The 25,478-nt window shown below is 67.2% G+C and carries 21 protein-coding genes; 2 read left to right on the forward strand and 19 right to left on the reverse strand.

All coding sequences use genetic code 11. From position 1 onward, the window contains the following. The first annotated feature begins 87 nt into the window (after window positions 1–87). The gene (locus tag AB3347_RS00140) at window positions 88–699 is read left to right on the forward strand and encodes a nitroreductase family protein (protein WP_369089747.1); all 612 of its coding nucleotides are present in this window, start codon (window positions 88–90) and stop codon (window positions 697–699) included. Between the two features lie 19 nt (window positions 700–718). On the opposite strand, the gene AB3347_RS00145 is transcribed toward AB3347_RS00140, so the two are convergent. The 15 genes from AB3347_RS00145 to AB3347_RS00215 form a co-directional block, all read right to left on the reverse strand. Continuing rightward, entirely contained in the window at window positions 719–970 is a 252-nt protein-coding gene (locus AB3347_RS00145; RefSeq protein ID WP_369089748.1) for a hypothetical protein, read from the reverse strand. A 109-nt stretch (window positions 971–1,079) separates the two neighbouring features. Next, window positions 1,080–3,581 carry an adenosylcobalamin-dependent ribonucleoside-diphosphate reductase gene (locus AB3347_RS00150; protein ID WP_369089749.1) on the reverse strand — a complete coding sequence of 834 codons (2,502 nt, stop codon included), beginning with the start codon at window positions 3,579–3,581 and terminating at the stop codon, window positions 1,080–1,082. Window positions 3,582–3,677: 96 nt separating this feature from the next. Continuing rightward, window positions 3,678–4,106 carry a putative zinc-binding protein gene (locus AB3347_RS00155; RefSeq protein WP_369089750.1) on the reverse strand — a complete coding sequence of 143 codons (429 nt, stop codon included), beginning with the start codon at window positions 4,104–4,106 and terminating at the stop codon, window positions 3,678–3,680. After that, window positions 4,099–4,578 carry an SCP2 domain-containing protein gene (locus AB3347_RS00160; protein WP_369089751.1) on the reverse strand — a complete coding sequence of 160 codons (480 nt, stop codon included), beginning with the start codon at window positions 4,576–4,578 and terminating at the stop codon, window positions 4,099–4,101. The genes AB3347_RS00155 and AB3347_RS00160 overlap by 8 nt, the downstream gene beginning before the upstream one ends. A gap of 26 nt (window positions 4,579–4,604) precedes the next feature. Continuing rightward, the gene (locus AB3347_RS00165; RefSeq protein WP_369089752.1) at window positions 4,605–5,492 is read right to left on the reverse strand and encodes a U32 family peptidase; all 888 of its coding nucleotides are present in this window, start codon (window positions 5,490–5,492) and stop codon (window positions 4,605–4,607) included. Window positions 5,493–5,509: 17 nt separating this feature from the next. Beyond that, a complete protein-coding gene (locus tag AB3347_RS00170; RefSeq protein ID WP_369089753.1) occupies window positions 5,510–6,556 on the reverse strand; it encodes a peptidase U32 family protein in 1,047 nt (348 codons plus the stop codon). Between the two features lie 157 nt (window positions 6,557–6,713). Next, the gene (locus AB3347_RS00175) at window positions 6,714–7,118 is read right to left on the reverse strand and encodes a ribonucleotide reductase subunit alpha (protein ID WP_369089754.1); all 405 of its coding nucleotides are present in this window, start codon (window positions 7,116–7,118) and stop codon (window positions 6,714–6,716) included. A 45-nt stretch (window positions 7,119–7,163) separates the two neighbouring features. Continuing rightward, entirely contained in the window at window positions 7,164–7,802 is a 639-nt protein-coding gene (locus AB3347_RS00180; protein ID WP_369089755.1) for a YitT family protein, read from the reverse strand. Window positions 7,803–7,806: 4 nt separating this feature from the next. Beyond that, the gene (locus AB3347_RS00185; protein WP_369089756.1) at window positions 7,807–8,553 is read right to left on the reverse strand and encodes a peptidylprolyl isomerase; all 747 of its coding nucleotides are present in this window, start codon (window positions 8,551–8,553) and stop codon (window positions 7,807–7,809) included. Between the two features lie 19 nt (window positions 8,554–8,572). After that, entirely contained in the window at window positions 8,573–9,256 is a 684-nt protein-coding gene (narI, locus tag AB3347_RS00190) for a respiratory nitrate reductase subunit gamma (RefSeq protein ID WP_369089757.1), read from the reverse strand. A gap of 25 nt (window positions 9,257–9,281) precedes the next feature. Then, a complete protein-coding gene (gene narJ, locus AB3347_RS00195) occupies window positions 9,282–9,938 on the reverse strand; it encodes a nitrate reductase molybdenum cofactor assembly chaperone (protein WP_369089758.1) in 657 nt (218 codons plus the stop codon). A gap of 67 nt (window positions 9,939–10,005) precedes the next feature. Continuing rightward, complete coding sequence (narH, locus tag AB3347_RS00200) at window positions 10,006–11,562, reverse strand: nitrate reductase subunit beta (protein WP_027863681.1); 1,557 nt, start codon at window positions 11,560–11,562, stop codon at window positions 10,006–10,008. Between the two features lie 38 nt (window positions 11,563–11,600). After that, window positions 11,601–15,416, reverse strand: coding sequence for a nitrate reductase subunit alpha (locus AB3347_RS00205; protein ID WP_369089759.1), 3,816 nt, complete (start codon window positions 15,414–15,416; stop codon window positions 11,601–11,603). Window positions 15,417–15,669: 253 nt separating this feature from the next. Then, complete coding sequence (locus AB3347_RS00210; protein WP_369089760.1) at window positions 15,670–17,058, reverse strand: NarK family nitrate/nitrite MFS transporter; 1,389 nt, start codon at window positions 17,056–17,058, stop codon at window positions 15,670–15,672. 49 nt (window positions 17,059–17,107) lie between these two features. Next, a complete protein-coding gene (locus tag AB3347_RS00215) occupies window positions 17,108–18,379 on the reverse strand; it encodes a nitrate/nitrite transporter (RefSeq protein WP_369089761.1) in 1,272 nt (423 codons plus the stop codon). Between the two features lie 232 nt (window positions 18,380–18,611). On the opposite strand from AB3347_RS00215, the gene AB3347_RS00220 reads away from it, so the two are divergent. Beyond that, a complete protein-coding gene (locus AB3347_RS00220) occupies window positions 18,612–20,936 on the forward strand; it encodes a response regulator (RefSeq protein ID WP_369089762.1) in 2,325 nt (774 codons plus the stop codon). A gap of 25 nt (window positions 20,937–20,961) precedes the next feature. Here the strand turns inward: AB3347_RS00220 and AB3347_RS00225 are convergent, their stop codons facing one another. The 4 genes from AB3347_RS00225 to moaA are packed head-to-tail and all read right to left on the reverse strand — an operon-like array spanning window position 20,962 to window position 25,279. After that, the gene (locus AB3347_RS00225) at window positions 20,962–21,648 is read right to left on the reverse strand and encodes a response regulator (RefSeq protein ID WP_369089763.1); all 687 of its coding nucleotides are present in this window, start codon (window positions 21,646–21,648) and stop codon (window positions 20,962–20,964) included. A 19-nt stretch (window positions 21,649–21,667) separates the two neighbouring features. Further along, a complete protein-coding gene (locus tag AB3347_RS00230) occupies window positions 21,668–23,623 on the reverse strand; it encodes a type IV pili methyl-accepting chemotaxis transducer N-terminal domain-containing protein (RefSeq protein WP_369089765.1) in 1,956 nt (651 codons plus the stop codon). A gap of 32 nt (window positions 23,624–23,655) precedes the next feature. After that, a complete protein-coding gene (locus tag AB3347_RS00235; RefSeq protein ID WP_369089766.1) occupies window positions 23,656–24,303 on the reverse strand; it encodes a carbonic anhydrase in 648 nt (215 codons plus the stop codon). Window position 24,304: 1 nt separating this feature from the next. Beyond that, the gene (gene moaA, locus AB3347_RS00240; protein ID WP_369089767.1) at window positions 24,305–25,279 is read right to left on the reverse strand and encodes a GTP 3',8-cyclase MoaA; all 975 of its coding nucleotides are present in this window, start codon (window positions 25,277–25,279) and stop codon (window positions 24,305–24,307) included. Window positions 25,280–25,478 lie beyond the last annotated feature (199 nt).

Raw genomic sequence — 25,478 nt, forward strand, 5'->3', positions numbered from 1 at the left:
TCGAGTTCGTCCGAAAACACGGCATGCGACAATATCCGGCATCACTGTGGCCGAGTCCGAGGCCGAGTCCAGGCACGAGAGGTCACCATGGCATTTTCCACCCATCCGGCGCTTCCCGCGCTTCTCCCGCAGACCGAGCAACTATGGTCGCTGCTGGCCGCGCGCCGCAATACATCGCTGCGCCGCTTGCTGGCGCCCGGTCCCGACGAGGCCAGCCTGCAGCGCATCTGCGAGGCGGCGGGGCATGCGCCCGATCATGCGAAGCAGCGCTCGTGGCGCCTGGTCCTGATTCCGGCGCATAAGCGCCACGCACTGGGCGATGCCTTCGTGGACGCGCTCGTGCAGCGCGAGCCGGCCGCCGACGAAGCCGCGCGCAAGGCGGCCCATGCCAAGGCCTTCCACGCGCCCTGCCTGCTGGTCGCGGTGCTGCGTGGCGACCCGGCGCCGGCGGAGGTGCCGGTGGCGGAACGCCTGGTGGCGCTGGGATGCGCGGTGCAGAACATGCTGACCGCGGCGCAGGCCCTCGGCATTGCCAGCGGCCTGGCCAGCGGCGCCGCGCTGGCCGCTCCCGGCATGCGCCGCCTGCTGGGACTGGAAGAGGGCGAGCAGGCCGTGTGCTTCGTCGGCTTCGGCAGCGCCGAGCGGGTCAAGGAAGAGCGCCCGCGCCCGCAGCCGGCGCACTACCTGACCGTGCTGTGAATCCCCGCTTGGCGGCGGGCTAAGCGCCGCCGCAGGAGCCGCAGCAGCCCCCCGAGCGGGCGGCGCGCGGCTGCAGGGGGAAACCCGAGCGCGAAATGCTGGTGTCGATTTCCTGCGGCGAGGTCAGGCCGTCGTCGTACTGCAGGTCGACCCGGCTGCTGCCTGCGGCCAGCTCGACGGCGCGGATGCCCGGCATGCTGCGCAGTACGCCAAGCATCTTGTCGATGCCGGCATGATCGAGGACGGCGTTCAGTTGTAGAGAGTGTTCCATCTTGGCTCCTTGGGGATCGGTATCGGTCTCTTCATCGTAGCCGCGTCATGCGCGGACTTCCTTGAAGCAGTTCAGGTTTTTTCGCATTCCCGCTCCTGCGCTCCTGTCATCAACCGCAGCTGCCGATGTAATGGCATTCGCTGCAACGGGCGCAGCCGTCGACCTTCTGCAAGGCGCGCGCGCCGCATTCGGGGCATTTCTCGGCCGGGCGCGCGGCCACCGCGACCGCACCGGCAGGCGCCGTCCGCACCTGCAGGCCTGCGGCCGCGCTGCTGCGCAGCCTTAGCAAGCGGTCGAGCTCCATGACCGGCACCTGGTTGCCGTAGGCGTCCAGGAAGCCGCGCCCGATCAGGATCCGCTGCAGCATGAAGGCAATCGCGGCCACTTCCGAGTCGTGGTAGACCGGCACCTGGACGCCGTCCTCGCGGGTGAGGTGGCCGCAGCGCACCGGCCCCTTTTCCCAGACCACCTCGCGCATGTCGCCCAGCGCCTTCGCGATCGAGCTGCCGGCGCGCGCGGCCATCGACAGCAGGCGCATGGTCGAGGTGATCCATTGCTGGCCGTCGCTGCGCTGGTTGGCCGGCATGAAGAACTCGAAGGGGCGTTCGATGCTCACCGCGCGTCCATCGAGCATGCCGTCGACCCGGATGAAGCTGATGGTGAGGTAGACCGCCTTCTTGCCCTCCTGGGTGCTGTACTCGACCTTGGCCGTCACGGACTCGAGCTCGCCGATCGGACGGCTCTCGAAGCGCCGGCGCAGCGGATCGGTGTCGGCGGAGCAGGGCGCCGGGGCAGCCGGGGCGGGAGTGGACCCGGACGGCGCCGGTGCCACGCTCAGGACGCTGCCGGTGACGCTGTTCGGCCGGTAGGTGGCCAGGCCCTTGAGCCCGGCCCGCCAGGCTTCGGTGTACAGGTCCTTGAACCCGTCGTAGGGATAGTCGGCCGGCACGTTGACGGTCTTGGAGATCGCGGTGTCGATATACGGTTGCACCGCCTCCATCATGCGCAGGTGGTCGTGCGCGGACATCTCCAGGGCGGTCACGAACTGTGGCGGCAGGGAGCCGTCGCCGACCGCGTGGCCCAGGTGCCGGTAAAGGCGCCAGGCGTGATCCGCGACCTCGTAGCTGCGGGTGCTGTCGTCCGGCATGCGCTTCTTGCGGTGGTACACCCACGAGAACGCCGGCTCGATGCCGTTCGAGGCATTGTCGGCGAAGGCCAGCGTGATCGTTCCGGTCGGCGCGATCGACAGCAGGTGCGAGTTGCGGATGCCATGCAGGGCGATTTCGTCGCGCAGGGCTTCGGGCAGGCGCTGCACGAACTGTCCGTCCAGGTAGCGCTGCGCATCGAACAGCGGGAACGGTCCCTTCTCGCGCGCCAGCGCGATCGACGCGGCATAGGCGGCGTCGCGCAGTTCGCAGGCGATGCGGGTGGCCATGGCGCGTCCTTCCTCGCTGTCATAGCGTATCCCGAGCATGACCAGCGCGCTGCCCAGGCCCATGAAGCCCAGGCCCACGCGGCGCTTGTCGCGGCCTTCGGCGGCCTGCTGCGGCAGCGGCCACTGGGTCGCGTCGAGCGCCAGGTCGAGCATGCGCACGCCGATCGCGGCGACCTCGCGCATGGTGTCGAAGTCGAAGCGCGCCTCGGCGCTGAACGGGTGGCGCACATACCGGGTCAGGTTCAGCGAACCGAGGTCGCAGCATCCGTAGGGCGGCAAGGGCTGCTCGCCGCAGGGATTGGTGGCGGCCAGCCGTTCGAGGTAGTACAGGTTGTTTTCCGCGTTCATGCGGTCGATGAACAGCACCCCGGGCTCGGCATGATCGTAGGTCGAGCGCATGACCTGGTCCCACAGCGCGCGGGCACGCACCCGCCGGTAGGCCCACAGGCCGTCGTCGCGCAGGCAGGCGCCGCCGGCCACGGCGTCCGGTCCCGGTTCGGCCTGGTGCCGCAATTCGAACTCGGCGTCGGCCAGCACCGCCGCCATGAATTCGTCGCTCACGCCGACCGACAGGTTGAAGTTGCTGAAGGCGCCGCCATCCTTGGCGGCGATGAAGCGCTCGATATCGGGGTGGTCGACGCGCAGCACCCCCATCTGGGCGCCGCGCCGCGCGCCGGCCGACTCGACCGTGCGGCAGGAGGCGTCGAACACTTCCATGTACGAGACCGGCCCGGAAGCCCGCGACCGGGTGCCGCGCACCACACTGCCTGCCGGGCGGATCGGGCTGAAGTCGTAGCCGACGCCGCCGCCGCGCCGCATGGTTTCGGCCGCTTCCGCCACCGCCGTGTAAATGCCGGGCAGGCCGTCATGGCTGCCGGTGATCGAGTCGCCCACCGGCTGCACGAAGCAGTTCATCAGGGTCGCCTTGATGCCCAGGCCGGCGGCCGAGTTGATGCGGCCGGCCGGGACGAAGCCCTGTTCCTGGGCCCACAGGAAGCGCTGTTCCATCTTCTCGCGCAAGGCCTCGGCCTCGTGGCCTGCCAGGGCGCGCGCAACGCGCGCGCGCACCTCGTCGATACTGGTCTCGCTTCCTTTGGCGTACTTCTCGCGCAGCACGTCGACCGACACCTCCTGGGGGGGCATGGTCGCTGCGAACATCTGGTCATTAGCGTTCATGGTTCTCGCGATAGTGGGATCCGGAGGGGATCCGCTTGGTTGATTTGCAACGCCATCCACTATCCGCGCAAAGCCGGGATACCGCCTTAAACTGGTTCAAGAAAGGGCCGAAGCGCTGGGCACCGGCGCATCCGGCGCAGCCGCTTCCGGCACGCGCTGCAGCAACCCGGCTTGCGCGGCCACGCGCGCCACCATCGCTTCGGCCTGCTCGGGGTCGAAACCGGCGTGGTAGCGCTTCTTCACGCCGTGCTCGCCGAGTTGCCAGTGCATGTCGGGCTCGACGCCGTGGCGCGCCAGGCAGCTCCGGGCGCAGACCAGCGGGCAGCCGTCGATCACCGCCACCGGCCGGCCGGACTTGGCCAGCTTGACCAGGGAGGGCACGTCGCCGCCGACCCCGGCGATGCAGGACATCTCGGCCACGCCGAGGCGGTCCAGCGCCAGGGCGACGTGGTTGGCCATCTGTGCCGCGCTCGAGCAGCCCGAGCACGAGTACACCAGCGGAAGGCTTGCGCGGTCCTTAGCCATGGGACGCTCCCTGCCGCGCGGCGCGGCGCGCACCCGGGCGGCGCGGCAACAGGCCGTCCAGCGAGAACAGCGGCTGCTCGATCGCGTCCAGGGTGTTCTTGACCAGCAGGCCCAGTTCCGTGTCGCCTTCCATGACCAGCCGGCGGCTGAAGAACAGCGTATCCGGATCTTCCTTGCGCGCTGCCAGCAGGGCGAAGTCGCGCAGGCTGGCGCTGATGCTCAGGTCGGCGTCGCCGGAGCGCCTGGCGGCGGCGAAGGCGCGGCCGCCCCAGACGAAGTCGAAGGCGATGCCCGCATCCAGCGCGCGCAGGCGCAGGCGCTTGCCGGCCAGGCCGGCGCGCACGTCGTCCGGCAAGTGCCGGACCAGGAGCCGGTTGAGCGCCGCCGCGAACAGGCAGGAACCCGGATACGCGGGCAGCAGCGACAGCAGGCGCCCCACGGGCGCCGGCAGGTGTTGTGGTGAATGGTACATGATTGTCCTCGTGATGGCGGCCGCGTTCATGCGGCCTGTTTGTCCAGTCCGGGCCGGCCGTGCCAGTAGCCGTCGCAGGCCGCCGCCGGCATCAGCGGCGCCATCTGCCGGGCCGCCTCGGCGCCGTCCAGGCGGCCGTGCAGTGCGGCGTGCGCCAGGTCGACGATGGCGCGCATGTGCGCCGCCTGGGGACTGAGGCGCACCACGTCCACGCCCATGGCGCGCATGGCGTCGAACTGGTCGACCAGGTTGTAGACCAGGGCCGATTGGGTCTGGATGCCGTTCAGGACCAGGAAGGGCTGCTTCTCGCGGGTTTCCATGAGCAGGCCGTCGGGATGGTCGATGCAGCTGAAGCGGCAGTCGTCCTTGGGGAGATTGCGGTGGCGCGCGGTGAAGCAGCGCGCCGAGAATGCCAGCGGCAGGCGGCCGTAGGCGAATACTTCGGTCTGCAATGCCGGCGGTTTCTCGTCGAGCAGGGCCGCCAGCCCGCCGCGCGACATCTCCAGCGGCATGACCCAGCGGGTGGCGCCGGCATTGGCCAGGATCGCCAGCGACTGCGCGCTGTAGAGATTCAGGTGGGGCCCGGCCACGAAGGGCAGGCCGTCCATGCAATGGACCGCGCCGAAGTCGTTGGCCTCGACCAGGTGGCGGCCGTTGGCGACGATCCGGCGCAGGGTGCCGAGGTCGGGGCTCGACTCGATCAGCACCTGGGTCGACAGCACCACCTGCTTGCCTGCCGCTTCCAGCATGGCGGCCAGCGCCAGCCAGTCGGCCAGGCGCAGTTCGTGGCGGCGCGAGCAGACGGTTTCGCCGAGATAGACGATGTCGACCGGCGCTGCCGCCATGGTGTCGTAGAACGCGAGCACGGTGTCGCGCGGCCAGTAGTACTGGATGGGACCGAGGGAAATTTTCATGGGAGGCTCCGGATCCGTTATTTCCATGGGCGGTGATAGGCGCCCAGGGTGTGCTGCTGGCCCTCCGCTACCTTGTCGAGTTCGGCCATCCAGGCCGGCCTTACCGAATAGCGCTGCCGTTCGGCGCTGCACAGGTCGATGGCCTGGCGCCAGACCCGCGTCACCTGCGCGACGTAGGCGGGACTGCGCTGGCGCCCCTCGATCTTGATGGCGCGCGCGCCCAGATTGATCAGCTTCGGCAGGATCTCCAGGGTATTCAGGCTGGTCGGCTCCTCGACCGCGTAATAGGTGTCGCCGTCGACCTCGAAGCGACCCTTGCACAGGGTCGGGTAGCCGGCATGCTCGGAGGCGTCGTAGCGGTCGATCAGCACCTCGTTCAAGCGCGCCTCGAGGCCGGCCGGGGTGCGCTGCCAGCGCACCGCCTTGGCCGGCGAGCACACCCCATGGGTGTTGGGCGACTCGCCGGTCGCATAGGACGACAACTGGCAGCGCCCCTCCACCATGACGCACAGGCTGCCGAAGCCGAATACCTCGATCTCGACCGGCGTGTTGCCGATCACCTGCTCGACCTGGGCCAGCGAGAGCACGCGCGGCAGCACCGCGCGCGCGATGCCGAAATGGCGGTGGTAGAAGTTGATCGCTTCGGCGTTGGTGGCCGAGCCCTGGACCGACAGGTGCAGGCGCAGTTCGGGGTGCACGCGCGCGGCATATTCCATCAGGCCCGGATCGGCCAGGATGACGGCGTCGATGCCGGCCAGGGCGGCGCGGTCGATGGCCTGGCGCCAGACGTCCCAGGCGCCGGGCTGCGGATAGGTGTTCAGGGCCAGGAAGACCTTGCGGCCGCGCCGGTGGGCATACGCGATGCCGTCGGCGATGGCGGCGTCGCCGAAGTTCAGGCCGGCGAAATTGCGGGCGTTGGTGGCGTCGCGAAAGCCGAGGTAGACGCAGTCGGCGCCGTTGTCGACGGCGGCCTTGAGGGCGGGGAGGCTGCCTGCAGGGCAGACGAGTTCGACCGGCGCGCGCGTCGCTGCGGCGCGGCTCTCATCGGATAGGGTACGTGACATGGATAGCGGGACGGTAATGCCGGCCGGAGGCCGTGCTGTCGATCGTTGCCGGCATGCGCCGGCGCTGCGGGAAAACCTCGGTTCTCCCGTGCCACGACTATAGCGAGGGCATGCCGCGCCCGCCTTAAACTGGTTTAAGGACGGCGCAGGAATCCTGCTAGAAGAAGCGCACCGGCAGCCCGTCCGGATCGAAGGCCGCGAAGCGCTCGATGGCGCCGCGGTGCACGGCATCGATCATCATCTTCAGGGCCCGCTCGACGTCCTGGCCGGTGGGCGGCTGGCCGTCGCGCCCGGGCAGGGCCGCCACGAACACCATGTCCCAGGGCTGGCCGGTCTGGCGCGACTCCTCGGCCAGGGCCGCGAAGCTGGCCAGTTCGGCGGCCGACTTGTCGACGCACATCACGGGCGTCAAGGCGCCGCCCCGGCCGGCATCGAAGCGCTTTTTCTGGCCGGGCGAATGCGTTTGCGGCAGCTCGGCGGCGGCGAACACGAACAGCAGTTGCTGCGGTTCGTCCTGGGCGCCGGCGGCGGCAAGGAAATCGGAGAAGTCGTTGAGTTGCATGATAGGGGATCGAAGAAAAAGGTCAGTCTGCCACGGTGGGCCGGATCAGTGCGCGAGATAGCGTCCGGGGCGGTGGTTGATGGCCAGGGTCAGGTTGAGCACGGCGGTGCCCGCCAAGGACAGCAGCCAGGCCGATGGCCTGAGCAGTGCGAGCGATGCCAGCAGGATCAGCGCGTCGATCGCGAGCTGCACCAGGCCGGCGCGCCAGCCGAAGCGTTCCTGCAGCCAGATGCAGAAGATGTTGAAGCCGCCCAGGCTGGCGCGGTGGCGGAACAGCATCAACAGGCCCACCCCGACCAGGATGCCGCCCATCAGGGCGGCGTAGAGAGGGTGCACCCGGCCCAGCTGCAGCAGGCCCGGCAACAGCTCGGTGCCGAGCGAAAACAGCAGCACCGCGCCCAGGGTCTTGAGGGTGAAACGCCAGCCCAGCTTGCGCAGGGCGAAGGCATAGAAGGGCAGGCTCAGGACAAAGAAGATCTTGCCGAAGCCGATGCCGGTCGCGTAGTGGAGCAGCAGGCACAGTCCGGCGACGCCGCCGGTGACCAGGCCGGCGCTGTTCATCAGGGTGACGCCGAGCGACACCAGCATGGCGCCGCCGACCAGGGCCTGCAGGTCGTCCAGCACCGAGTGCGGGACCGAGTGCGGCCCGCCCGGTTCGGCGATGGATTGTCCGGCGCCGCCCATGGCCCTACTGCACCAGCGGCGTGTCGGCGCCTTCCAGGCTCACGCCGGCGATCTCGGCCCGTCCCACCAGCAGTTGCAGGTACTGGTGCACGCCGCGCTGCCAGGCGGCGGTGCTCAGGTAGTCGGCGATCTGGCCGTGTACCGCCTCGAAGGGCAGCAGGCGGCCGTCGACCCGGCGCTGCACCTGGACGATGTGCAGGCCGAAGCGGGTTTCCAGCAGGCGCTCGGCCAGCTGGCCTTCGCCGAGGCGGAACAGGAGCTTGTCGAACTCGGGCACGCACTGGCCGCGCGAGAGCTGGCCCAGGCTGCCGCCGACCGCGCCGGACGGGCAGTTCGAGTACTGGCGCGCCAGTTCGTCGAAGCGCTCGGGCGCGGCGCGCAAGGCTTCCAGCACCGACTCGGCGGTGGCGCGCACCAGTTCCAGCGGCACGCTGGACGTGACCTGGAACAGGATGTGGCGCGCCTCGACCATCTCGCCGTTGGTGAAGCGCTGCGGATGGTTGCGGTAGTACTGGGCGCAGGCGGCTTCGTCGGCCTGCGGCACCCGTACTTCGCACGCCAGCAGGGCTTCGACGCGCGCATCGTCGTCCTCGCCCTGGATGCCGAGGCGCGCTGCTTCCTGCAGCAGCAGGGTGCGCAGCACCACTTCGTGTACCGCTTCCTTGAGCGGATTGGCCGCGCCCTGATGATGCGGCAGTTCGCGTTCGATGACGCTGTCGTCGATGTCGACGCCGTTGACGGAAAGTCCCATGATGTCTCCTTTAGCCTTCTTAGCGCGGGCGGACCAGCTGGAAGGCGCGGCCCAGGTAGGTCACGGCGCCGAAGCCGCTCCACACGTGCACCAGGCGGGTGAACGGGAAGATGACGAACAGCGACATGCCCATGAACAGGTGCAGCTTGAACACCAGCGGCGCATCGACGATGAAGCCGGCGGCGTCGCCGCGGAAGGTGACGATGTGCTGGGCCCAGGTCATCAGGAGCACCATCATGTGGCCGTCCATGTGGCCCGCCGACACGAAGATCGAGCTCAGGCCCAGCAGCAAGGTAGCGAGGATCCACAGCAGGACGATCTTGTCCTTGAAGGTGGTGGCGCGGCGCAGGCGGTCGTTGGCGATGCGGCGCGCCAGCAGCAGCAGGATGCCGACCAGGCACAGGGTGCCCATGACGCCGCCGGCGACCATGGCGAACAGTTGCTTGGCGCCGTGCGGCACGCCCAGGCTGTCCCAGACCCAGACCGGAGTCAGCAGGCCGACGGCGTGGCCGCCCAACAGGCCGATGATGCCGATGTGGAACAGGGGGCTGCCCCAGCGCAGGCTGCCGCGGTGCAGCACCTGGGTGGACTCGGACTTCCAGGTGTACTGTTCGCGGTCGAAGCGGATCAGGCTGCCGAGCAGGAAGATCGCCAGCGCGATGTAGGGATAGATCCCGAAGGTGAATTGGTGCAGGTAGTTCATGATGGTCTCCTGGGCATTCCGGCGGTCAGGCGGCGGCGCGCGCCTGGCGGTGGGTGCCTTGCGGGTAAAAGTTGATCGGTTGCGTGCCGTTCGCGGCCGGCTTGAGCAGGGGCTCGACGCCGTCCGCGCCTGGGCCGAAGGTTTCCAGGGCCTCGTCCATGTCCTTGATCGGCGGCTCCGAGAGCTCCTCGGCCTGGACCGGCGACAGGCTTTCGAGCACGTCGAACACGCCCGCGTACACGCTGCCGTTGGCATCGAGCTTGCGGCCGATGTGGGCCAGCACGTGGACGGCGTCGCCCAGCAGGCGCGCGGCGGCCTCGTCGCTATCCAGCTGCGACAGGAATTCCAGGAACAGCGGCACGTAGTCGGGCAGCTCGTCCGGGCACATCTCCAGCCCGTGCTTCTTGTACTCTTCCATCAGGTCGACCATGGCCTGGCCGCGGTCGCGCGACTCGCCATGGATGTGCTCGAACAGGTGCAGCGAGTGGGTCGGCGTGCGGTCGAAGGTCTGCACGTATTCCTGCTGCAGCGTGATCATGTCGTTCTCGGCCAGGTGGGCCAGCAGCGAGGCCACGCGGGCGCGCATCGGCACCGGCAGGCCGGCTTCGAGCTCGGGCAGGGCGGCGACCAGCTCCGGCTCGGGGTAGGTCAGCAGCGCCGACAGGATTTGGTAGTGTTGCATGTCGATTCCTCATTTTCCTTGGCCCGCCCCCGGGGCCGGGGGCGGCGGTTGGGATGCATCTAGCGCCTCAGGCGCCTTCCATCTCTTTCTTCTTGCGCGACTTCGGCATCGAGACGAAGTGCACCGAGCCCTGTTTCTTCTTGCCGAACAGGGAGGCGTCGCTGACGCCGTCCGAGCAGCCGTTGCCGAAGGAGAAGCCGCAGGAACCCTTTTCGTTGAAGCTGTCCTCGGCCATCTCCTTGTGGCTGCTCGGGATCACGAAGCGGTCCTCGTAGTTCGCGATCGCCATGATGTGGTACATGTCCTCGACCACGGCCTTGCTCAGGCCGGTCTGCTTCAGCACGGCGAGGTTCTCGACGCCGTCGACCGACTTGCTGCGCATGTAGGCGCGCATCGCCAGCATGCGGTCCAGCGCATGGACCACCGGCGCTTCCTTGCCCGCGGTGAGCAGGTTGGCGAGGTAGCGCACCGGGATGCGCAGGCTCTGCGTATCCGGGATGATGCCGTTCATGCCCATCTTGCCGCTTTCGGCCGCAGCCTGGATCGGCGACAGCGGCGGGATGTACCACACCATCGGCAGCGTGCGGTATTCCGGATGCAGCGGGAAGGCGATCTTCCACTCGACCGCCATCTTGTACACCGGCGAGCGCTTGGCCGATTCGAGCCACGAATCCGGGATGCCCTGGCGGCGCGCTTCCTCGATGACCTTCGGATCATGCGGGTCGAGGAACAGGTCGAGCTGGGCTTCGTACAGGTCCTGCTCGTCGGCGACCGAGGCGGCGGCCTCGATCTTGTCGGCGTCGTACAGCAGCACGCCCAGGTAGCGGATCCGGCCCACGCAGGTTTCCGAGCACACGGTCGGCTGGCCGGCTTCGATGCGCGGGTAGCAGAAGGTGCACTTCTCGGCCTTGCCCGACGACCAGTTGTAGTAGATCTTCTTGTACGGGCAGCCCGAGATGCACATGCGCCAGCCGCGGCACTTGTCCTGGTCGATCAGCACGATGCCGTCGTCTTCGCGCTTGTACACCGAGCCGGACGGGCAGGAGGCGACGCAGGCCGGGTTCAGGCAGTGCTCGCACAGGCGCGGCAGGTACATCATGAAGGTGTTCTCGAAGGTCGAGTACATCTCTTTCTGCACGTTGTCGAACAGCTTGTCCTTGCTGCGCTTGGCGAACTCGCCGCCCAGGTCGTCTTCCCAGTTCGGGCCCCATTCGATCTTGTCCATCTTCTTGCCGGTCAGGACCGATACCGGACGGGCGGTCGGCGGCGTCTCCGACAGCGGCGCGTTCTGCAGGCGCTCGTAGTCGTAGGTGAAGGGCTCGTAGTACTCGTCGATGGCCGGCAGGTTCGGGTTGGCGAAAATGTTGGCCAGGATCTTCAGGCGCGAGCCCTGGCGCGGTTCGATCTTGCCGGAAGCGGTACGTTTCCAGCCGCCGTTCCACTTGTCCTGGTTTTCCCATTCCTTCGGGTAGCCGATGCCCGGCTTGGTCTCGACGTTGTTGAACCAGGCGTACTCGACGCCGTCGCGGCTGGTCCAGACGTTCTTGCAGGTCACCGAACAGGTGTGGCAGCCGATGCACTTGTCCAGGTTCAGGACCATGCCGATTTGTGCTCTGATTTTCATTTCAATTCCTCATTCATCCTGGCGCGTATCCTGGCGCGTTATGCATTCTTCGGTGCCGGCGTCAATGCCAGCGCAGGTTCCCGTTCCTCTTTCGGCGCCTTCGGCTGCGCCGCCGGTTTGCCGGCCTGGGGACGCGGGCCGCGCGTGATCTCGTCGCTGTTCGGACGTGATTCGTCGCGTGCGCCTTCCATCCACTCCACGTCGCGCATCTTGCGCACCACCACGAATTCGTCGCGGTTCGAGCCGACCGTGCCGTAGTAGTTGAAGCCGTACGACAGCTGGGCATAGCCGCCGATCATGTGGGTCGGCTTGGTCACGGCGCGGGTCACCGAGTTGTGGATGCCGCCGCGTTTCTTCGACATCTCCGCGCCCGGCACGTTGACGATCTTTTCCTGGGCGTGGTACATCAGCGTCATGCCTTCGGGGACGCGCTGGCTGACCACCGCGCGGGCGGTGAGCGTGCCGTTCACGTTGAACACCTCGATCCAGTCGTTGTCCTCGATGCCGGCGGCTTTCGCGTCGGTTTCCGACAGCCACACGTGCGGTCCGCCGCGCGACAGCGTCAGCATGCGCAGATTGTCCGAGTAGGTCGAGTGGATGCCCCACTTCTGGTGCGGCGTGATGAAGTTCAGCGCCAGCTCCTTGTTGCCGTTCGGGCGACGGTTCATGATCGCCTCGGTGGTCTTGGTGTTGATCGCCGCCTTGTACACGCACAGTCCCTCGCCGAAGTCGCGCATCCAGAGGTGGTCCTGGAAGAACTGCTGGCGGCCGGTCAGGGTGCGGAACGGAATCAGCTCGTGCACGTTGGTGTAGCAGGCGTTGTAGCTGACCTCTTCGCTCTCCAGGCCCGACCAGGTCGGCGAGGAGATGATCTTGCGCGGCTGGGCCTGCACGTCACGGAAGCGGATGCTGTCGTGTTCGCGCGGCTTGGCCAGGTGGGTGTGGTCGCGTCCGGTGATCTTGGACAGCGCATCCCAGGCCTTCACGGCCACGTGACCGTTGGTTTCGGGCGCCAGCGTGAGGATCATCTCGGCCGCGTCGATCGCGGTGTCCAGGCGCGGCTGGCCCTGCGACACGCCTTCTTCCTGGACGGTGCGGTTGATGCCGCGCAGGGTCTCGACTTCGTGCCCGGTCTTCCAGCCGATGCCCTTGCCGCCGTTGCCGGCCTTCTCGAGCAGCGGTCCCACCGAGGTGAACTTCTTGTGGATTTCGCGGTAGTTGCGCTCCACGACCGTCATGGCGGGCATGGTCTTGCCGGGGACCGGCTCGCACTCGCCAAGACGCCAGTCCTTCGGATCGAAGGGTTGGCCCAGTTCGCCCGGGGTGTCGTGCATCAGCGGGGTGAGCACGAGGTCCTTGCGGGTGCCGAGGTGGGCGCCGCCGATCTCCGAGAACTTGGCCGCGATGCCCTTGTAGATTTCCCAGTCCGACTTCGATTCCCACAGCGGCTGCACGGCTTCCGACAGCGGGTGGATGAACGGGTGCATGTCGGAGGTGTTCAGGTCGTCCTTTTCGTACCAGGTCGCGGTCGGCAGCACGATGTCGCCGTACAGGCAGGTGGTCGACATGCGGAAGTCGAGCACCACCAGCAGGTCGAGCTTGCCTTCGGCGGCCGGACGCACCTTGACGTCGCGCGGCTTGATGCAGTCGGTCTCGTCGCTCAGCAAGGCGTTCTGGGTGCCGAGCAGGTACTTCAGGAAGTACTCGTGGCCCTTGCCCGAGCTGCCCAGGATGTTCGAACGCCACACGAACATATTGCGCGGGAAGTTGGCCGGATTGTCCGGGTCGTCGCACGAGAAATTCAGCTTGCCGGCCTTGATCTGCTCGACCGCGTACTGGGCCGGATCCTTGCCTGCCGCTTCGGCGGCGCGCGTCACCTCGAGCGGATTGGTCTCGAGCTGCGGCGCCGACGGCAGCCAGCCCATGCGCTCGGCCTTGGCGTTGTAGTCGATCAGGGCCATCTCTTCCATCTTGCCGTCGGCGGTCGGGCACAGGATCTCCGAGGTGTGCAGCTTCTCGTGGCGCCACTGGCTGGTGTGGGCGTAGAAGAACGAGGTCGAGTTCATCTGGCGCGACGGACGGTTCCAGTCCAGCGCGAAGGCCAGCGGGGTCCAGCCGGTCTGCGGGCGCAGCTTTTCCTGGCCCACGTAGTGGGACCAGCCGCCGCCGCTCTGGCCGATGCAGCCGCACATCATCAGCATGTTGATGATGCCGCGGTAGGTCATGTCCATGTGGTACCAGTGGTTCAGCGCCGCGCCGACGATGACCATCGACTTGCCGCGGGTGCGGTCGGCGTTGTCGGCGAACTCGCGCGCCACGGTGATCACGTCCTGCGCCTTGACGCCGGTGTGCTTGACCTGCCAGGCCGGGGTGTAGGGAACGTCGTCGTCATAGCCCTTGGCCGCGTTCGGGCAGATGCCGCGGTCGACGCCATAGTTGGCCATCGACAGGTCGAACACGGTCGTGACCATGGCTTCGCTGCCGTCGGCCAGGGTGATCTTCTTGATCGGCACGTTGCGCAGCAGCAGGTCGTCGGCATCCTTGCCGCCGAAGTAGGGGAAGCCGACCGGCACGATGCCGTCGTTGGCGTCGATCAGCGACAGCTGCGGATCGATCGGGTTGCGGGTCGAGCCTTCCTTCTGCTCGAGGTTCCACTTGCCGGCCTCGCCCCAGCGGAAACCGATCGAGCCGCTCGGGGCGACGATCTTGCCGGTGGTCTGGTCGAGCACCAGGGTCTTCCATTCCGGGTTGTTGGTTTCGTTCAGCTTGTCGGCCAGGTGCGAGGCGCGCAGGAAGTAGTCCGGCACCAGGGTGCCGTCGCGTTCCTTGAGCATCACCAGCATCGGGAAGTCGGTGTACTGCTTGGCGTACTCGGTGAAATACGCCGATTTTCCGGTCGCGTGGTATTCCTTCATGATGACGTGGCCCATGGCCATCGCCAGCGCGGCGTCGGTGCCCTGCTTGGGGGCCAGCCAGATGTCGCCGAACTTGGCCATTTCGCCGAAGTCGGACGACACGGCCACGGTCTTGGTGCCCTTGTAGCGCACCTCGGTGTAGAAGTGGGCGTCCGGGGTACGGGTCATCGGCACGTTCGAGCCCCACACCATCAGGTAGGTCGAGTTGTACCAGTCGGCCGATTCCGGCACGTCGGTCTGCTCGCCCCACACCTGCGGGCTGGCCGGCGGCAGGTCGCAGTACCAGTCGTAGAAGCTCATGGCCACGCCGCCGATCAGGCTCAGGTAGCGGGTGCCGGCGGCATAGCTGACCATCGACATGGCGGGAATCGGCGAGAAGCCGATGATGCGGTCCGGGCCGTACTTGTCGATCGTGTGGGCGTTGGCGGCGGCGATCATCTCGTTGACTTCGTCCCACTTGGCGCGCACGAAGCCACCCTGGCCGCGGATCGACTTGTAGCTGGCGGAGCGCTCCGGATCCTGGGTGATCCACTCCCATGCGGCGATCGGGTCGCGGGTGACGCGCGCTTCGCGCCACATCTGCATCAGGCGGCCGCGCACCATCGGGTGCTTGACGCGCTGCGCCGAATAGACGTACCACGAGTAGCTGGCGCCGCGCGGGCAGCCGCGCGGCTCATGGTTCGGCAGGTCCGGGCGGGTACGCGGATAGTCGGTCTGCTGGGTTTCCCAGGTGATCAGGCCGTTCTTGACATACACCTTCCAGCTGCAGGAGCCGGTGCAGTTCACGCCGTGGGTCGAACGCACGATCTTGTCGTGCTGCCAGCGCTGGCGGTAGGCGTTTTCCCAGGTGCGGTCCTCGTTGACCACCTCACCGTGGCCGTTCGAGAACGTTTGCTTGGCTTTGCCGAAAAATTTCAGTCGGTCCAGAAAGTGACTCATGGTTTCTCCATCGTCGCGCCGGCGGCGCGCTTCGCTAATGTGATTTCACTGTCGCCAGTCTACGGAGCGGCTCGTCCATTGAGTATTCGTAAGAAGTCGGTCCGGCGCCGGATTAGGGACTAGGGCGTCTACACCTTTCGGACTAGCCCCGCATCGGTCCGAAAGCACGAAGGCCGCTGCCTGAAGCCTCAGGCAGCGGCCTTCGCCGCAGCGCGCAGGCCGGGCCGGCGCGCCACTCCTGCCGATCGTGCGATCAGCAGGGCATTTCCGCGCCCTTGCGCGAGTAGAACCACCAGGTCACGGCGATGCAGCTCATGTAGAAGCCGATGAAGCACCACAGGGCGGCGTCGGCGCTGCCGGTCAGGGCGATCGAGGTGCCGTAGCTCTTCGGGATGAAGAAGGCGCCGTAGGCGGCGATGGCCGAGGTGAACCCGAGCACGGCGGCAGCTTCCTTGTTGGCGCTGGCGACGGCCTGGGTCTGCACGGCTTCCGGCTGGCCGGCGCAAGCGCGCTGGTGCAGGGTCAGGAAGATCACCGGGATCATCCGGAAGGTCGAGGCGTTGCCCACGCCGGTGCAGGCGAACAGCACCAGGAACATGCCGAAGAAGCCGCCGAAGTTGCCGGGATTGCCGGCGCCGGGCAGGAAGTGCAGCACGCCGAGCACGGCGCCGATCATGGCGACGAAGGTCCAGACGGTCACGCGGGCGCCGCCCAGCTTGTCCGAGACCCAGCCGCCGGCCACGCGCGACAGGGCGCTGACCAGGGGGCCGACGAAGGCGTACTGCAGCGGATTCACGTCCGGGAACAGGGTGCTGGTGAGCAGCGGGAAGGCTGCCGAGTAACCGATGAAGGAACCGAAGGTGCCGATGTACAGCCAGCACATCAGCCAGTTGTGCTTGCGCTTGAAGATCACGGCCTGTTCCGAGAACGAGGCCTTGGCCGAGGCCAGGTCGTTCATGCCGAACCATGCGGCCAGCGAGCTCAGGAGAATGAAGGGCACCCAGATGAAACCGGCGTTCTGCAGCCAGACCTGCTTGGTCTGGGCGGCCCCTTCCACCACCTTGTTCCAGGTCTGCGGCTCGCCGCCGAACACGGCCGCGGTGATCACCAGCGGCACCACGAACTGCACCGCCGACACGCCCAGGTTGCCCAGGCCGGCGTTCATGCCGAGGGCGTAGCCCTTCTGCGCCTTCGGGAAGAAGAAGCTGATGTTGGACATCGACGAGGCGAAGTTACCGCCGCCAAAGCCGCACAGCAGGGACAGCACCAGCATGGTCGGGTAGCTGGTGCTCGGGTCCTGGACGGCGAAACCGATGCCCAGCGCCGGGATCATCAGCGAGGCGGTCGAGATCGCGGTCCATTTGCGGCCGCCGAAGATCGGCACCATGAACGAGTAGAAGATGCGCAGGGTCGCGCCGGACAGGCCCGGCACCGCGGCCAGCCAGAACAGCTGGTTGGTGCTGTACTTGAAGCCGATGGCCGGCAGGTTGACGACGACGACGCTCCAGACCATCCAGACCGCGAAGGCCAGCATCAGGGCCGGGATCGAGATCCAGAGGTTGCGGCTGGCGGTGGCCTTGCCGCGGTTTTGCCAGAATGCGGGGACCTCGGGCTCCCAGGTCGATATCAGGTAGCTGCTCACAATGTTCTCCTGTGTGCGTTGTAATTAGTTGAAGGAATGGTTGGTGGAATCAGGCTGCCTTGCGTACCGGTGCGGCCGGCGCCCTGGGCGCAGTGGCCGCCGGCTCGGTACGCTCGGGCTTGAACGAGAAGTGCATCCAGACCAGCGAGACGCACACGGTGCCGTAGAGCAGCATGAACGAGCTCGAGCGGATGCCGGTCAGGTCGACGATGGCGCCGAACAGGATCGGCAGGATGAAGCCGCCCAGGCCGCCGGCCAGGCCGACCACGCCCGAGACCGCGCCGATGTTGTCGCTGAAGTCGTCGGCAATGAAGCGGAACACCGAGGCCTTGCCGATCGCCATCGCCACGCCGACCACGAACAGCAGGGCGGTGAAGGCGATCGGGCCGAGGCCGATCTGCATGTCCATCACGCCCTCGACGGTCTTGACGCTCATGGTGGTCTGCGGGTAGGACAGGATGAAGAAGCACACCCAGCAGACCCACATCACCCACCAGGTGACCTTGTAGGCGCCGTACTTGTCCGAGATCCAGCCGCCCAGCGCGCGCAGCACGCCGCCCGGCAGCGAGAAGCAGGCGGCCAGCAGGGCGGCCAGCTTCAGGTCGAAGCCGTATTCGCCGACGTAGTACTTGGTCATCCACAGGGCCAGGGCCACGTAGCCGCCGAACACGACCGAGTAATACTGGCAGTAGCGCCATACCCGCGGGTCCTTCAGCACGCGCATCTGCTGTGCGAAGGACTCGCCGGACGGCGTCTTGTGCGCCGGGTCCGAATACGAGAAGAACCAGAACAGCAGGGCGGTGGCGATCATCGCCCCGGCATACACCTTGGGTAGGTACTCCCAGCCGGCGGCGGCGATGATGGCCGGGGCGACGAACTTGGTCAGGGCCGAGCCCGAATTGCCGGCGCCGAACACGCCCATGGCGAAGCCGCGCCGTTCCTTGTCGAACCAGCGGGCCACATAGGGCGTGCCGACCGAGAACGAGCCGCCGGCCAGGCCGACGAACAGGCCCAGCACCAGGAAGTGCCAGTAGGCGGTCGCGTAGCTGATCAGGTAGATCGGCAGCGCGCAGGCCAGCATCAGGATGAAGAAGACGATGCGGCCGCCGAAGCGGTCGGTCCAGATGCCGAGCGGGACGCGCACCAGCGCGCCGCTCAGGACCGGGGTGGCGATCAAGAGGCCGAACTCGGTTTCGTTCAGGCCCAGCTTGGCCTTGATGGGAATGCCCAGGACGGCGAACATCATCCATATGGCAAAGCAGATCGTGAATGCAAAGGTACTGCTGACGAGGACCGCGAGCGGTCTCTTATCGGTGCTCATGTTTTTCTCCTGAAACGCACTTTTCGATAGTTCGAAGCGTACGTGGAAGCGGCATGCCCAACTATTGGCCGGAGGGCGATATTCATTTGGGCAAGAGAGCTAGGGCGGCTAGTCACAAAGACCTAGCAGCCCACGCGGGGGAGCGCGTCGGGATTCGTCCACCTTGAGCCGGCGCGACCGTGTAGGATGGCGACATTTCCACGAAGCCCAGCCTGACGCCATGCAGAATCCATTGAGCCTAGAGCAACTGAGCAGCATTATCGATATCGCCGAGAACGCCGTCGTCTGCACCGACGAGGCGCAGCGCATCGTGTTCTTCAACCAGGGCGCGCAACGGGTGTTCGGCTGGGCCGCCGAGGAGGTGGTCGGGCAAAGCCTGGAGCTCCTGATTCCCGTGCGTTTCCGCCCGGGACACGGCGAGCGCGTCGCCGGCTTTCGCCATGGAGAGCGGCCGGCGCGGCGGATGGGCGAACGCGGCACCATCTATGCGGTCCGCAAGGACGGCAGCGAGTTCCCGGCCGAGGCCACGATCTCGAAATCCGAGGCGGACGGGCGCGTCATCCTGACCGCGATCCTGCAGGACATCTCGGAGCGCAAGGCCTACGAGCGCGAACTGGAAGCGGCCAAGGACAGGGCGGAGGCCGCGATGCAGGCCAAGAGCATGTTCCTGGCGAATATGAGCCATGAAATCCGCACGCCGCTGAACGCCGTCATCGGCATGACCAGCCTGCTCCTGCACACCGACATCAACGAGGAACAGCGCGATTACACGGAAACCATCCGTTCCAGCAGCGAAGCGCTGCTCTCGATTATCAACGACCTGCTCGACTATTCGAAACTGGAGGTAGGGCGGCTCGACCTCGAGCGCCATGCCTTCGAAGTGCGGCGCTGCGTCGAGGACGCGCTCGACCTGCTGGCGCCGGCCGCCAGCGAAAAGAACCTCGACCTGGCCTACATGCTGGAGCCGGGGGTGCCGGCGACGATCCTGGCCGACGCCACCCGCCTGCGGCAGATCCTGGTGAACCTGCTGTCGAATGCGATCAAGTTCACCCACCATGGCGAAGTCGTGGTCACGGTGTCGTCCGTCGCGCGCGAGGGCGGCGCCTGCCGGCTTGCCTTTGCCGTGCGCGATACCGGGATCGGCATTCCGGCGCACCGCCTCGAGGACGTCTTCAGTTCGTTCACCCAGGTCGACGCCTCCACCACGCGCAAGTACGGCGGCACCGGACTGGGATTGACGATCAGCCGGCGCCTGGCCGAGATGATGGGCGGCGACCTGAGCGTGGAGAGCGAAGTGGGGCGCGGCTCGACCTTTACCTTTGCCATCGAAGCCGAGGCCTTCGACGAGCAGCTGGCCGAGAACGTGCTGCGCGACCGCGCCACGCACGTGCGCGGCCGGCGCATCCTGATCGTCGACGACAACGCGACCAACCGGCGCATCCTCATGAAACAGACATTGCTTTGGGGAATGGAGCCGCTGGCGGCGGCCTCCAGCGTCGAGGCGGTCGACCTGGTGCGCGACGGGCATCCGTTCGACGTCGCCATCCTCGACATGCAGATGCCCGACATGGACGGCGCCCGCCTGGCGCTCGAGTTGCGCAAGCACCGCGACCGCAAGGCGCTGCCGCTTGTGCTGCTGACCTCGGTCGGCCAGCGCCCGCGCGCCGATGCCGATGCCGACGCCATGGGGGCGTTCTCGGCCTGGCTCAACAAGCCGATCAAGCCGGCCGCCCTGCTCGAGGCCTTGCAGCAGGTACTCGGCGAACGCGGCGGCCGCGCGGAGCGGGCGGCGCCGGCGCCGACGCTGGCGCCGCGGGCCGGCGCGGAAGTGGACATCCTGGTCGCGGAGGACAATACGATCAACCAGAAGGTCATCAAGCAGTTGCTGCGCCACCTCGGCTACCGGGGCGACGTGGTGGCCAACGGCCTGGAAGCGCTCGAGGCGCTGGAACGCCAGGAGTATCCGGTGATCCTGATGGACATGCAGATGCCGGAGATGGACGGCCTGGAAGCGACGCGCCGGCTGCGCCAGCGCTTCCGCGGCGCCAACGCGCCCTACATCATCGCGATGACGGCCAACGCCATGCCGGGCGACCGCGAACGCTGCCTGGACGCGGGAATGAACGACTACGTGCCCAAGCCGATCGAGCTCGAGGTGCTGGACGGGGCGCTGGCGGCGGCGGTCGAGCACGTGACGGCGCGCCGGCGCGACGGCGCGGTCATCAAAGCCTCACGGATCGACCAGTTGCGCGCGATCGACGACGGCGCCTCGCTGCTCGATGAAGTGATCGGCTCCTTCGTCGGCGAGGTGCCCCAGCTGCTGGACAAGCTGGCGCATGCGGTCGAGACGCGCGACGGTGCGCTGCTCGCGTCGACCGCGCATTACTTGCAGTCGAGCATAGACTTTGTCGGCGCCAACCGCATGCGGGTGCCATGCATCAATCTCGAGCTGATGGGCAAGGGCGAGCATTTCGAGGAAGTCGGCGCGCAGCTCGGGGAGCTCAGGCGCGCCTATGAGGAGGCGAGTGCGGCATTGCTGGCGCTGTCCGGCCGGTAGCTGAGGCCGTGGCCCGGCAGGGCGCTCAGGACGGGCGCTCGGAATGGCCGTTCAGTCCCTGCTCGACGGCGAACACCGCGGCCTGCACCCGGCTCGACAGGCCGAGTTTCTTGAGGATGTTCTGGACGTGGATCTTGACCGTGCTTTCGGCCAGGTCGAGCACGCGGGCAATCAGCTTGTTGCTTTCGCCGCGCGCCAGGCAGGCCAGGATCTCGCGTTCGCGCGGCGTGAGCTTGTCGAGCTCGGACGGCGGGGCCGGGGCCCTGGGTTCGCGCTGTTTCTGCAGCTGCGCCATCAGCTTGCCGGTCATGGATTCGGCCAGCACCGACTCGCCGGCGGCGGCGCGCTCGATCGCGCGCACCAGGTAGTCGGCGTCGATGTTCTTGATCAGGTAGCCGCGCGCTCCGCCCTGGAGTGCGGTAGCGAGGTCTTCGGCCTCTTCGGACACGGTCAGCATGATCACGACGGCCTCGGGCCAGCCCTGCAGGATCAATTGCAGCGTTTCGACGCCGGACATGCCCGGCATGTGCAGGTCGAGCAGGATGACGTCGGGCTTGAACTGCATCGCGCGCTTGACCCCGTCGACGCCGTCGGACGCCTCGCCGACCACGGCGAAACGAGGGTTGCGCTGGAGTAAAGAACGCACCCCGCTGCGGAACAGGGGATGGTCGTCGACCAGCAGGACTTGAATTGGCTCGCTTGATTCGGCCATGCAATTACTCCAATTTTAGTCAGGCAAGCCGGCGCTGCGCACTCGGCACGTGCAGGCTGACAGTGGTTCCGGCGCCAGGCCTGGATTCGATGGCCAGGTCGGCGTGGATATGCCGGGCCCGTTCGTGCATGATGTGCAGGCCCACGTGCTCACCGGCTGCATCGGATGCCAAGGATGAGTCGAATCCGACGCCATTATCGCTGATCGAGAGCGAAAAGTCTTGGCCGTCCCGGACACGCACCAGCACGCTGTCGGCGCGGGCGTGCTTGCGGATGTTCGACAGGGCTTCCTGCACGATGAACAGGATCTGCAATTGCTCCTGGCGCGCGAATGGCGGTCCGCCGCTGCCTTCGGCGACGAAGCTGGCCTCGTGCCCGGTCTGGTCGCGGAACTTGCGCACCGCCTTGCGCAAGGCGCCGTTCAGGTCCTCTTCTTCCAGGCGGCTGCGGAAGTTCTGCAGCAGTTCGCGCACGTCCTCGTAGCTTTCCTTGACGCCGGCACGCAGCGCCGGCACGATCTCGGCCGCCTCCTGCTGCTGGCCGTTGCGCAGCGATGCCTCCAGCATCTGCACCTGCAGGTTGAGGAAATTCAAGCCCTGGGCGATGCTGTCGTGCAAGCCACGGGCGACCATGTTGCGCTCTTCCGAAATCGCCATCTCGCGTTCGCGGGCGGCCAGGCGGATGTTCTCGATCGCCGTGCCCAGCAGCCGTCCGAGGGTGTCGAGCAGGGCGGTGCCATGCGCGTCGAAGTGTCGTTCGCTGCGGAAATGCAGGCTGAACACGCCCAGGTGCTGGTCTTGCGCGAAGATCTGGAACACCGACACGGTGACGAAGCCGTCCGCCGCGCACTGGGAGACGGCGGGCGAGGTGGGCAGCGGCGGCATGCTCCCCAGCCAGTGCACCACCGCTTCCTTGCGTTGCGCGGCCTCGCCGCACAGGCAGTCGCCGACCGGCATGCAGCGCTCGGCTTCGGCCATCGCCTCGGACAAGCCTTGCTGGACCACCAGGTGCACCTTGTCGCTGCCGCTGTCGACCAGCCGCACGGAGCCGGCGTCGGCGCCGAAATAGCGGACGATCCGCTCCAGGAAGCCTTCGCACATCGGCTCCAGCGGCTGGCGCCGTTGCAGGAAGGCGGCGCTGTCGTAGAGCAGCGCCAGTTCGCGGTTCTGTTCTTCCAGCGCGGCGGTCTTGTCGCGGACCTTGCGTTCCAGCTCGCCGTAGAACTGCTGCAGGCGGTCGGCCATCTGGTTGAAGCCGGCCGCCAGCTGGCCGAATTCGTCCTTGCCGTCGACGTCCAGGCGCACGCCGAACTCGGTATCGGCCATGCTGCGCAGGCCGGCATGCAGGCGTTCGACCGGGGCGACGATCAGACTGAACATCATGTAGACCAGCACCACCGTGCCGCCCACCGCCAGCGCCATCAAGGCCAGCTGCGACGAGCGCAGCCAGAACGTGCGCACCTCGTTATCGCGTTCGATCAGTTGCACGACTTCGTCGATCCTGGCGACGTAGGCATCGGTCCCGGCCAGGAAACGGCGCAGGGCCGTGACCCGGTCGGCGCCCTGCGCGGCGAGCACCTGCTGGGCCAGCGGGCGCATGTCGCGGTGCCAGCGCTGCGCCAGCAGGTCGAAGCTGGTGCGCACGGCTGCCGTCGGGGGCAGCCCGAGCGGGCGCTGCGGGTCGCCGCGTGCGATCAGCACCAGGGTGGAATCGATCAGTGCGATCTGGCGGCGCGCGGCCTGGTCGAAGCCGGCCCCCGGCGTATGGACGTCGCGCCCGAGCAGCATCGCCAGGCGGTATTCGTGCCTGCGCAGGCTGCCGGTCTCGTTGATCGCCGCACCGGCGCCTTCGAGTTGCCAGGACAGCCACAGGGTGGCGCCGATCGCGGCCAGGGCCAGCAGCAGGAAGCCCACCAGCGCGCCGGCGATCCGGGTGGACAGGCGCAGCCGGACCGGGATCGGCGGGTAGTCGGGCATGATGGGGCTCGCGCTTGCGTTGGTGCTTGCGCTCATGCCGCGGCGGCGAGCGGCTCGACCAGGTTCAGGAACTCTTGCTTGCGCGGGGAGTAGGCCAGCAGCGAACCGGTCGCGATGTCGAAATACCAAGCGTGCAGGGCGAGCTTGCCGGCTTCCACGCGGCGCTTGATCCAGGGATAGGTCATGAGGTTATCCAGCGAGTGCAGGATGCTGGCCAGTTCGGCCGCGCGGCAACGGCTGTCCTCGTGCTTGTGCGACAGCTCGCGCAAGACTTCCTGGCGTACCGGTTCGGCGATGCGCATCCAGCGCGCCACGAAATCGGTTTCCTCGGTGACCCGGGCCTGCGACATCAGGGCGCGGATGCCGCCGCAGCGGGCATGGCCGAGCACGATGATGCGCGAGACCTCCAGGCCGCAGACGGCGAACTCGATGGCGGAACTGACGCCGGGCGGCGCGTCGGGCGTGCAGGGCGGCACCAGGTTGGCGATATTGCGCACCACGAACATGTCGCCCGGATCGCTGCCGGTGAGCAGGGCCGGGTCGACCCGCGAGTCGCAGCAGCCGATCACCAGCGTGCCCGGATGCTGCCCGCTGCGCAGGCTGTCCAGGGCGGTCGGCTCGCTCAGGTACTGCTGCTGGAAGCGGCCGAAGCCGCGGATGAATTTCTCGATGTCCTGCATGTCAGCCTCCGGTCTGGGCCATGAAGCGGATGATCTTCTCGGGCCGCTCGGTGAATTCGTGTTTCTGGGGCTTGAGTTCGATGGCCGCGCGGATCGCCGCCTCGAGTTCGGCGTCGCTGGCGCCGCCGCGCAGCAGCGGGCGGAACTCGAACTTCTGTTCCTGGCCCAGGCACAGGTACAGGGTGCCGTCCACGGCCAGCCTGACCCGGTTGCAGGTGGCGCAGAAGTGCTGCGACATCGGCGTGATGAACCCGATGCTGGTGCGGCCGTCGCGGGTGGCAAGGTAGCGCGCCGGCCCGCCGCCCAGTTCGACGGCCTGGGGTACCAGGTCGTAGCGCTCCTGCAGGCGGGCGCGGATCGGCTGCAGGTCGAGATACGAGGTGTTGCGGCCGGTGGCGCCCATCGGCATCACTTCGATCAGGCGCAGCACGAAGCCGTGTTCGATGCAGAATTCCGCCATCCGATCGATTTCGCCTTCGTTCACGCCACGCATGGCCACCATGTTGATCTTGATCGGCTCGAAGCCCGCTTCCTTGCCGGCCATGATGCCGTCCATGATCTGGGTGTGGCTGTCGCGCCCGGTGATCGCCTGCATGCAGGCACGGTCGAGCGTGTCGAGGCTGACGTTGATGCGGCTGACGCCGGCCGCGCGCAGTGCGCCCGCATGGCGTCGCAACTGGGTGGCGTTGGTCGACATCGACAGGTCGTCGATGCCGTCGATGGCGGAGATGCGCGCGGCCAGATCGCTGACGTGGCGGCGCAGCAAGGGCTCGCCGCCGGTGAGGCGCACGCGGCGCGTGCCGAGGCGGGCAAAGGCGCCCAGCAGGCGCTCGATCTCGTCGAAGCTGAGCCAGTCGGCGGGTTCTTCGAAACCCTTGAATCCGGTCGGGATGCAATAGGTGCAACGCAGGTCGCAGCGATCCGTCACCGACAGGCGCAGGTACTCGATCGTTCGACCAAATCGGTCTTGCAACATGCAATGCTCCAGTCATCATGAATGCCCTCATTGTATGGGGCTTGGGCAGGCGCGACAGTCGGCATGACGGAGGAAGGGAAGTAGTCACTTCGGCCTATTCGCAGACCGGGGTGGGGTCGATAGACTGCCGATATTGCACAAGGGCAATAGGTCTTGCCCGGTCCCGGCGCCCCTCCCGAGGCGCGCCCCAATCACAGAA

The organism is Massilia sp. X63 (genome assembly GCF_041023745.1).
GTDB lineage: Bacteria > Pseudomonadota > Gammaproteobacteria > Burkholderiales > Burkholderiaceae_D > Telluria.

Coding starts and splice junctions, on each gene's coding strand:
- AB3347_RS00140 (WP_369089747.1), top strand. CDS start 88: ATGGCATTTTCCACCCATCCGGCGCTTCCCGCGCTTCTCCCGCAGACC.
- AB3347_RS00145 (WP_369089748.1), bottom strand. CDS start 970: ATGGAACACTCTCTACAACTGAACGCCGTCCTCGATCATGCCGGCATC.
- AB3347_RS00150 (WP_369089749.1), bottom strand. CDS start 3,581: ATGAACGCTAATGACCAGATGTTCGCAGCGACCATGCCCCCCCAGGAG.
- AB3347_RS00155 (WP_369089750.1), bottom strand. CDS start 4,106: ATGGCTAAGGACCGCGCAAGCCTTCCGCTGGTGTACTCGTGCTCGGGC.
- AB3347_RS00160 (WP_369089751.1), bottom strand. CDS start 4,578: ATGTACCATTCACCACAACACCTGCCGGCGCCCGTGGGGCGCCTGCTG.
- AB3347_RS00165 (WP_369089752.1), bottom strand. CDS start 5,492: ATGAAAATTTCCCTCGGTCCCATCCAGTACTACTGGCCGCGCGACACC.
- AB3347_RS00170 (WP_369089753.1), bottom strand. CDS start 6,556: ATGTCACGTACCCTATCCGATGAGAGCCGCGCCGCAGCGACGCGCGCG.
- AB3347_RS00175 (WP_369089754.1), bottom strand. CDS start 7,118: ATGCAACTCAACGACTTCTCCGATTTCCTTGCCGCCGCCGGCGCCCAG.
- AB3347_RS00180 (WP_369089755.1), bottom strand. CDS start 7,802: ATGGGCGGCGCCGGACAATCCATCGCCGAACCGGGCGGGCCGCACTCG.
- AB3347_RS00185 (WP_369089756.1), bottom strand. CDS start 8,553: ATGGGACTTTCCGTCAACGGCGTCGACATCGACGACAGCGTCATCGAA.
- narI (WP_369089757.1), bottom strand. CDS start 9,256: ATGAACTACCTGCACCAATTCACCTTCGGGATCTATCCCTACATCGCG.
- narJ (WP_369089758.1), bottom strand. CDS start 9,938: ATGCAACACTACCAAATCCTGTCGGCGCTGCTGACCTACCCCGAGCCG.
- narH (WP_027863681.1), bottom strand. CDS start 11,562: ATGAAAATCAGAGCACAAATCGGCATGGTCCTGAACCTGGACAAGTGC.
- AB3347_RS00205 (WP_369089759.1), bottom strand. CDS start 15,416: ATGAGTCACTTTCTGGACCGACTGAAATTTTTCGGCAAAGCCAAGCAA.
- AB3347_RS00215 (WP_369089761.1), bottom strand. CDS start 18,379: ATGAGCACCGATAAGAGACCGCTCGCGGTCCTCGTCAGCAGTACCTTT.
- AB3347_RS00225 (WP_369089763.1), bottom strand. CDS start 21,648: ATGGCCGAATCAAGCGAGCCAATTCAAGTCCTGCTGGTCGACGACCAT.
- AB3347_RS00230 (WP_369089765.1), bottom strand. CDS start 23,623: ATGCCCGACTACCCGCCGATCCCGGTCCGGCTGCGCCTGTCCACCCGG.
- AB3347_RS00235 (WP_369089766.1), bottom strand. CDS start 24,303: ATGCAGGACATCGAGAAATTCATCCGCGGCTTCGGCCGCTTCCAGCAG.
- moaA (WP_369089767.1), bottom strand. CDS start 25,279: ATGTTGCAAGACCGATTTGGTCGAACGATCGAGTACCTGCGCCTGTCG.